This window comes from Alcanivorax sp. HI0044, from assembly GCF_001634945.1.
Genome location: NZ_LWEZ01001766.1, coordinates 1 through 499, shown reverse-complemented (window position 1 = coordinate 499; position 499 = coordinate 1). Strand labels below are relative to the sequence as shown.

General features: G+C 61.9%; 1 protein-coding gene. It reads left to right on the top strand.

The features are described from left to right. Positions 1 to 13 precede the first annotated feature (13 nt). Positions 14 to 499 (top strand): histidine kinase dimerization/phospho-acceptor domain-containing protein (locus A3730_RS26395; protein ID WP_231884056.1); only part of this gene is annotated, 486 nt, incomplete at its 3' end.

Genomic DNA, 499 nt, shown 5'->3' with positions numbered 1-499 from the left:
CTGGCGTGCTCGTGTGCCCTTGAAAGCCCTGCAGGCGCAAGTGCTGGGCTTCAAGGATGATACCCAGGCACGTGTGACCGGCCCGCTGGCAACACGCGGGGATGAGTTCGGGGAGCTGGCCCGCAGTTTCAATCATATGGCGGAACAGGTGTCCGGGATGCTGGATACCCAGCGCCAGCTGCTCAATGACATGTCCCATGAATTGCGCACCCCCTTGAGTCGTTTGTCCGTGGCACTGGAAAGTGACATGAGCGAGGCCGAACTGCGTCAGCGGGTGGACCAGGAGCTGCACCACATGCGCACCCTGGTCGATGACACCCTGGCGCTGGGGTGGCAGGACACCGACACCGGCACCTCCGGCCTGGAATCTCTGTCGCTAACGGCGCTGTGGGACATGATTGTTGAAAATGCGGCGTTTGAAAGCGGCTGGGACAAGCGTCGTTTCCCCTGCGCGCTGCCGGACGATGCGTTGGTGTACGGCAACCTGAATGTGTTGGCC